Source organism: Leptobacterium meishanense, assembly GCF_037645805.1.
In the GTDB taxonomy this organism is placed as follows: domain Bacteria; phylum Bacteroidota; class Bacteroidia; order Flavobacteriales; family Flavobacteriaceae; genus Leptobacterium_A; species Leptobacterium_A meishanense.
In genome coordinates this window covers 1-8,339 of record NZ_JBBEXE010000011.1, presented here as the reverse complement: position 1 = coordinate 8,339, position 8,339 = coordinate 1, and the positions used below count along the sequence as shown (strand labels likewise).

Below are 8,339 nucleotides of genomic sequence, written 5' to 3'. Positions count from 1 at the left end.
TGGCCATCTATAACAACAGTACCCTTACCGAACATGCCATTTATGGCAGTGGGAGGTTGGGTATTTATTTTAGGCAGAGTGGCAGTAGTGTGTACCAGCTCACCGACCATTTGGGCAATGTACGGGCGGTGGTAAGCAGTGGCGGGTTGACCAACGCTACCGATTACTACCCAGGCGGGATGCCCATGCCAAACAGGCAACTCACCGACGGAACCTACCGATACGGTTACCAGGGGGACTTTGCAGAAACCGACCCCGAAACAGGAAAACCGGCCTTTGAGGCTCGTCTGTACGATCCACGGATAAACCGTTGGTTGACCATTGACCCCGCAGGAGAGTTCTTTTCTCCGTATTTAGCCATGGGGAATAATTGGATAAATATTATTGACCCGGATGGCAGGTGTACAACATGTCCTGATGATGCTAATACAGGAGATACATATAACCACCCTGATCATGGAGCCTTAACTTTTGATGGTGCCAATTGGCTTGACGCAGGAGGTAATATTGCACTTGATGGGTTTACTGGAACCCAATACACCAATGGACCATTAGATCAAATGGGTTTTTCGGGGACAAAAATAGCCCCCGCCATTACCGAACTTTCGGGATTTCCCCATTTTATGGCTGAATTGGGGGAGAACACTTTTGGAAGAAGTGCTGTGCCGGTAGGCATTGGAAACATACATTACAATATTGACGACCAAGGACTGGCCACCCATATTGTGCCCCAGGGAGGCATTGGGGCAATAGGTCTCATTGGAGGGGCTGTTACAGTTACAGTACCACAAAAGGCTATAGTAATTGGAGAAGGTATGTCGGCGGTCAGAAGTTCGGCAAAAGGCCTTCAGGCCCAGGGGGTAAATGCGAAATGGTATCAAGCGTGGTCTAAGAATTTTCCAAAGAATAGGCCGATGACTGCAGCCGAATTAGAAGCCGCCATTGCAAGAAATACTAGATGGATACATTCTAAAATAAAGGATGGTTACAAAATTTACGATATTGGTCCAAAAGCTAAGGCTATACGAAGCCCATTTTATCAGGCAGAAAAAGACGTTATTAGCCGGTTAAATTATCCGGTTCAAAAACTACCAAGATGAAATTAATTGAGATATTACTGGATAAATTCAAGTTTTTAAAAACTGACTATAATTTTTTCATTAGCAAAAAAATAGACGAGAACTTATTTTGTTCAATTGAGTACGTAAATAAAGAACAAAACGTTGGAGTAAGTATCTCTTATGAAGTTCCCGAAGGTTATGTCGATATTTTTTTATGTAAGCTCAAGGAAGGTAAAATAGTAGAAGACCCTCGAATCATTGGTGAAAAAACAGAACTAAATTGTTTTTCATTAGATGACATAGTTACGTTGATAGAGCCCTCAGAATTAATTAAACCAAGTTATCATTACCCCGAGACCCATAGGTATTTTGATGAAGATAAAGGGAACGAATATTTTATTTCTGATTTTGCGTCATGCCTTAAAAAACACGCCGATGAAATTTTAAGGGGCAATTTCAGCCTTTGGCCCAAACTCGATACAATAGTAAGGGATAGAGCAAGGGAATATGGGCAATACGGAAAGGGTAAGATAGGGTAATGGGTCAAGATAGGACATGGAAAAAAACTAACAGCAAGACCAATTGGTACAGAACAATGAAGAAGGAATTTTATATCTTTACAATGCCAGCGGATTGGTGACAGAGGTACAAAAAAGCAACGTACCTTTAGTGAAGTTCTTTTACAACGACAGGGGACACCGGGTAAAAAAGGAAAGTTACAACACTGGTGGGCAGTTACAGAACACCACCTGGTATGTACGGGACGTGGCCGAGGGCGGAGCGTATAAAAAATGTCTGGTAGACATTTTTAGCGAACGCGCCAGACTGCCGCATTGGATGTTGGCCATCTATAACAACAGTACCCTTACCGAACATGCCATTTATGGCAGTGGGAGGTTGGGTATTTATTTTAGGCAGAGTGGCAGTAGTGTGTACCAGCTCACCGACCATTTGGGCAATGTACGGGCGGTGGTAAGCAGTGGCGGGTTGACCAACGCTACAGACTACTACCCAGGCGGGATGGCCATGCCAAACAGGCAACTCACCGATGGCACTTATAGATATGGCTATCAGGGCGAGTTTGCAGAAACCGACCCCGAAACAGGAAAACCGGCCTTTGAGCTGCGGCTCTATGACCCGAGGATTAACAGGTGGCTCACCACAGACCCTGCAGGGCAGTACCATAGCCCCTACCTCTCCATGGGGAATAACTGGGTGAACAGGATTGACCCCGATGGGGGAGAAGATTGGTATAAAGATAAAGAAACTGGTGAGGTTGTTTGGTTTGATGGAAGATATGAAGTAGAAGGGTTTGAACATTTAGGTTTCTATTATACAGAAATAGATGCTTTTAATAATAGATCTTTTTATGATGGAGATACCCAATCACTCTTTTATAATGGTGAATTTCAAAAGTCTTTTTTAAATGAAGTGACAGTTACTTCTTTCTTAAACGAAAACTTTATAGATCCTTTTGCTTCTGTTGGTCAAACTTTTGGAAAATCTTTAATAAATGGTTTTCAAGGTGCATTTTTAGGCTTTGCTGAAGGATTGAAAAGAGGTGATTTTGAAGGGATAAAAATTGATGAAAGTAAGATGGCTCTTAATATGAATCGTCATCTTGTTTATAATAATGGAAAATGGGTTACAATAGACCCTTTTTCCCAAGGAGAAGAACAATTTGTAAAAGATTACTTTGTTGATGTATTATCCATTTCACTAAATAAAGTACCAAATCCAATAAAAACAGGAGATCCACTTGCCGATTTTTTTGTAAACGTTATACGTGATATTTTCATAGTTGAAAAGATTAATGAAACTATGAATTCAGTTCATAACAATTAATTATGCAAAGAATAATTTTATCAATTATAGGATTAATTATCCGAATTTTAAGGGGCGATTTAAGAAAAAAAACATTTAAAGAAATTGTTCAGGAATTAGAGAACAATAAAGATATTGGTTTTAATTATACTATATACACTCTAATAATAATTGGGAGTATAATAGCTCTTTATGTAATCTTAAGAAAAGTGTAGTAATGGGAAAAATTAACAACAAGGCCGGTAATGGTTCAAATTAGGGCATGCTTACCCGATGGCACCTATAGATATGGCTACCAGGGAGACTTTGCAGAAACCGACCCCGAGACCGGGAAACCGGCTTTTGAGCTAAGATTGTATGACCCCAGGATCAATAGGTGGCTCACCACAGACCCGGCAGGGCAGTACCATAGCCCCTACCTATCGATGGGGAACAACTGGGTGAACAGGATTGACCCCGATGGGGGGTTTGATTGTCCACCAGGGGTAACATGTTTAGATGGAGTAACAGTAACTGCTCCCTTGGAAGGTGGAACTAATAATCCTCCAATACGGGACTTTGATTGGTTTAAAAATTTGAACTTAGATGAGATTTTGAGAAATGGAGGTTTTTTTGATAATCCTGTGAATGCGTTTAATTTAATAGCCATTGAATCATTATATAAGATTAATGGAGATGAGTTTTCAGCATATGTTTTACTAGATGAAAATGGAGATGAATTTGCTTTTATAAACCCTCATTTTGATAGAGATGGGGAAAAAGTTAATTCTTCACAAAGCTCTTATAATTTGCCCTTGATTGAAAAAGAAGATGGTTATTATTTAGAAGTTAATGGCACTCCATATAAAGTATCTTATCTAATTCATTCTCACCCTGGGGGATATGCAGGAGGAGAATGGCCTTCACCCAATGATATAGATGTTAATAACAGATTTGTTCCAGTCATATATTTTAACGAGTACAATGTAAGAAGAGCAGAGACAAGAACTTGGCAAAGAAATCGAAATGGAGGTTTGATAAACCCTAATACTATACTCGGTTCACAATTAGACTTGGTAAATGGAAGAATTAAGTTTTAGTATGAAAAGATATAAACTCCTTAATAAGACTTATTTTTTAATATTTTGTTTTCTTTCAATTGGTTGTAAAAGAGAAATCAAAAATGATGAAATTAAACAGTTCTTCACTCTTACAAATGTAAGAATAGCTAATGATGTTCACAATGAAATATTAAGCTATCTATCTAGTGAAAAGATTGAAAAGGCAAATAAACACCCCATTATTGTTTGTAAATACTTTACAATTAGAGATAATAATTTTATCTTAATTGGTCAATATGAAAAACACGAATATTTTTTTTCAGAGAGAGGTTTTATAAAGAATACGTTTTGCATAAAAAATGATTCGTTAACTATAATTATAGAAATTTCCAAAAACTTATCTGATGAAAACAAGCTGGGTATATTTTTAACTGAAGAACATTGTGTTATAGACTTTCCTAATGCTTGGGGTTATACCTCTATAGTGCCAGATTCAGTAATCCCGTCAGTTGTAAAGAAGAATATAAAACACACAAAAAAGGGTTGGATTAATTATCATACCAGTGCAAATAGATGGCTTTTTAAACTTAATAATGATGGTAACATCATTAAAGAAAGTTTAAGGATACATGAGGGAGGAATACCATTGGCATGGTAATGGTTCAAATTAGGGCATGCTTACCCGATGGCACTTATAGATATGGCTACCAGGGGGACTTTGCAGAGACCGACCCCGAGACCGGGAAACCGGCTTTTGAGCTAAGATTGTATGACCCCAGGATTAACAGGTGGCTAAGTCCGGATCCTTATGGTCAATTTCATTCTCCTTATTTGGCTATGGATAATAGACCCAATATGTTAGTAGACCCTGATGGAGGCTGTACTGTCGGAGTAGATTGTCCTACGGAGTTTGATTGGATGGGGGCAGGAACAACCGTTTTAAATGAGTTTGTAGGCACTCCAAACGGTGTTGGTAGTGGAGGAGTTAATTGGTTTTCGGAATCTATAACTGGAGGTGGACTTATTGATTTTAGCTTAGCTTCAGCCTCTGTGTGGGAGGATATAAGTGCAAGATTTGATTCTAAAATTCCTTATTTGATAAACCAAAATTTTCCGTATACAAATACTGATATAGATTATGGAATCTCAAGTTGGGGTAAAGTAGGATCTACTTTTGTGCCAAGAGGAACAGGAGGAGGGGTAACTGTAGTTGGAACAATAGATGCCAATGCACGTATTACATATTCAGGGGGAAACTTCGTTTTAAATGTTAATGCATCACATACAGTAAATAATGACCCAAGAAACAAATCAAGTGCTTTTTTGAATGTGAAATATACAAATGATAATACTTCGAGATTAGCTACTACGAGTCTTGGGTTGAATAGAGATAAACCAATGTTGTCGCCTATAGGAATAACCTACTTAGGAGAGCAGTCATTAATACTGCCCAGCAACCTAGACGCCTTATCAAGACTTAATCTAACGATTGGAGTACATCAAAGGTTACCTGGAGGGGGTGCATCAAATATAGCGTTAAGAGCCAACTTATTACAAGATATTGTCAATAGAAGATAGTCATGAAGAATTCAGTATATATATATTTATTACTTATATTATTTGGATGCTCAGATAAAAATTCAAAACAAAAAACTAAGTCAGATTTTAGCCAAAAAGAAGACAGTCTTATAGAAGCTAAATATAATATTAAAGAACAGATATTTGAACAATACTTAAGAATACCATTATCTATTTTTGAATCTAATGATGGGGTAGATTATAGTAAGTATGAGGAATTTATAAGATTGGATAGTCTTTTAGACCAATATAGTAGAGATTATTTATTGTTAGATAAAGAAAAACAACTTTTAGCCATTACCAAGTCTAAGGAGTATTTGATTTTATCCAAATATTCAAAAGTGATTAGAGAATTAGAAGCTATCCCTAACAACTCAGAGTATGAAAACTATAAGAACTTATTGTTAGGTGTCTCCTATGACCTTAAAGGAGACTCGGTTAATTCTAAAAAACATTTTAAAGAGTTATTGGCTAAGTTTGAATATTCCAATCAAAGTGTTTCTGATTGTGAAAAATATATTTTAGTCAATGTTTTGTCTGATTCTAAAGAAATTAATTTCTGTAAAGATTATTTGAAAGAGTATGAACAAATGAGGAATACGGATAAGATAGAACTTATAAAGACTTATATTTTAGGTGACTTAGAACTATAAGGTAATTGGGGTAATGGTTCCAACCAGGGCATGGTTGCCATTGGGGTTATGAGTAATTGAGGACAGCCCAAAACAAAACAAACCCCCTGCTGGTGCGCGAATCTTTCGCGTTCCAAAACAAAACAAACCCAAACCGGTAATAATTACATTTATAATGAGATCGGCCAGCTGATAGAAAATGTGGAGGAAGGCATAAAATATACCTATAATGCCAGTGGGTTGGTTACTGAAATACAGAAAAATGATGTACCTTTGATAAAGTTGTATTATAATGATCGGGGACATCGTGTAAGGAAAGAGATTTATAATACAAGTGGTTCTTTGACACGAACAGACTATTATGTAAGAGATGTGGCAGGAAGTGTACTGGCCATCTATAACAACAGCACCCTTACCGAACATGCCATTTATGGCAGTGGGAGATTGGGTATTTATTTTAGGCAAAGTGGCAGTAGTGTGTACCAACTCACCGGCCATTTAGGGAATGTACGGGCGGTGGTAAGCAGTGGCGGATTGGCCAATGCCACGGACTACTACCCGGGCGGGATGCCCATGCCGAACAGGCAACTCACCGATGGCACCTATAGATACGGCTACCAGGGGGAGTTTGCAGAAACCGACCCCGAAACAGGAAAACCGGCCTTTGAGCTACGCCTCTATGACCCCAGGATTAACAGGTGGCTCACTACCGACCCGTATGGGGAGTTTCATAGTCCATATCTTGCCATGGGGAATAATTGGATAAATATTATTGACCCGGATGGCAGGTGTACAACATGTCCTGATGATGCTAATACAGGAGATACATATAACCACCCTGATCATGGAGCCTTAACTTTTGATGGTGCCAATTGGCTTGACGCAGGAGGTAATATTGCACTTGATGGGTTTACTGGAACACCTAATTTACAGAAAGGTATAGGTGATTTTATAGGTCCTGCAATTGGAGAATTGTCTGGAATTTCAAAGTTTTTAGCAGAATTAGAGGCTAATTTAAGTGTCGAAGACTCAAGAAAGATAGACCACAATGGAGTAACTTTTTGGATTGACCCAAATGGATTTGCACAAACTAATGGTATAAGAATTCAAGGGGGTTCAGGGGCTTTGGGTTTTGTATCTGGCGGTGGAGTTTCAAAAGGAATTCAATTTCTTAGAAATCCTAATGTTTTGAAACATATCTTTAGAGAAACTCCTGGTCATGTTAACCCACAAACTATTACATCTCAAGAAAGATATCTGAAGCTGTTTAATAGTGTTATAAACCCAAATAACTTGGTTGAAACCACAAATGCCTCAAAAGTAAAAGCAGGAGTGGAGACATATCATAAAACTTTTAGTAATGGAAAACAGGTTTGGGTTGAAGCTATTAAAGGAAAAATCACCAACGCAGGTATAAACACTATACCGAGATAATACATATAACCATAATGATTTCAAAAGTCGATAATATAAAAAACTTCATAGAAACGTATGAAAATAACATAAGTTCTAAAAGAGGCTCTATAGATGATTATATAAATTTAATACTTCTTTATTGGAATATCTCTTTTGATTATGGGATTGAATCATATTGTATAACCCATAATATATTCACTAAAGAAGATATCCAAATTTTTCCTTCAAAAAGTGAAACATTGCTTAATGATTCTTTAAAAAAATATCCTAAAAACAAAGAATTATTATTTTGGAAAATGTATATCGAAGAACTTAATAGCTATTCTTATTGTATATATAAGGATGAAATATTAAGATTAATCCAAGATAGTGAATTTCTCTTACCTTATTTTTACTTAAAAGTTCAATGCAACATAATAAATGAGAAGGAACTAAAAAAATTAAAATTAACGTTGTTGAGTGAGAGAGATAGTTATAAAAAAGAATACATTTTATCGTATTTGAAAGATGTGAGAACATCATAAAATATACTATACTATAGATAGTAATGGTTCCAACCAGGTCATGGTTGCCATTAGGGTTATAAGTAATTGAGAACAGTACCCCAGTGGATTGGTTACCGAGGTACAAAAAAATAATGTATCTTTGATTGTATTATAGGGCCGAGCGTAAAGAAAATACCCTGTGGGTATTTTTAGCGAAGGAGCCGGCAGGCGCAGGGAAGGCCACCGGGTAAAGAAAGAGATTTATAATACAAGTGGTTCTTTGACACGAACAGACTATTATGT

Annotated in this window: 9 protein-coding genes; all 9 read left to right on the top strand. The window is 37.4% G+C overall.

Features of this window, described 5'->3' with window-relative positions:
- On the top strand, window positions 1-1,100 hold a 1,100-nt coding region (locus WBG21_RS11145), incomplete at its 5' end, for an RHS repeat domain-containing protein (RefSeq protein ID WP_340077910.1).
- Entirely contained in the window at window positions 1,097-1,600 is a 504-nt protein-coding gene (locus tag WBG21_RS11140) for a hypothetical protein (RefSeq protein ID WP_340077908.1), read from the top strand. The genes WBG21_RS11145 and WBG21_RS11140, both read left to right, overlap by 4 nt.
- Window positions 1,601-1,643: 43 nt before the next feature.
- Window positions 1,644-2,906, top strand: coding sequence for an RHS repeat domain-containing protein (locus tag WBG21_RS11135; protein WP_340077906.1), 1,263 nt, complete (start codon window positions 1,644-1,646; stop codon window positions 2,904-2,906).
- Between the two features lie 224 nt (window positions 2,907-3,130).
- The gene (locus WBG21_RS11130) at window positions 3,131-3,964 is read left to right on the top strand and encodes an RHS repeat-associated core domain-containing protein (protein WP_340077904.1); all 834 of its coding nucleotides are present in this window, start codon (window positions 3,131-3,133) and stop codon (window positions 3,962-3,964) included.
- A complete protein-coding gene (locus WBG21_RS11125) occupies window positions 3,945-4,583 on the top strand; it encodes a hypothetical protein (protein ID WP_340077902.1) in 639 nt (212 codons plus the stop codon). The genes WBG21_RS11130 and WBG21_RS11125 overlap by 20 nt, the downstream gene beginning before the upstream one ends.
- The gene (locus WBG21_RS11120; protein ID WP_340077900.1) at window positions 4,583-5,503 is read left to right on the top strand and encodes an RHS repeat-associated core domain-containing protein; all 921 of its coding nucleotides are present in this window, start codon (window positions 4,583-4,585) and stop codon (window positions 5,501-5,503) included. The genes WBG21_RS11125 and WBG21_RS11120 overlap by 1 nt, the downstream gene beginning before the upstream one ends.
- A 2-nt stretch (window positions 5,504-5,505) precedes the next feature.
- Window positions 5,506-6,156: a hypothetical protein gene (locus WBG21_RS11115; protein ID WP_340077898.1), complete on the top strand. Its 651-nt coding sequence runs from the start codon at window positions 5,506-5,508 to the stop codon at window positions 6,154-6,156.
- Between the two features lie 180 nt (window positions 6,157-6,336).
- Window positions 6,337-7,569 (top strand): RHS repeat domain-containing protein, encoded by a 1,233-nt coding sequence (locus WBG21_RS11110; protein WP_340077896.1) that lies wholly within the window; start codon window positions 6,337-6,339, stop codon window positions 7,567-7,569.
- Window positions 7,570-7,583: 14 nt separating this feature from the next.
- On the top strand, window positions 7,584-8,075 hold the full coding sequence (locus WBG21_RS11105; protein ID WP_340077894.1) for a hypothetical protein: 492 nt from the start codon (window positions 7,584-7,586) through the stop codon (window positions 8,073-8,075).
- The last annotated feature ends 264 nt before the right edge of the window (window positions 8,076-8,339 follow it).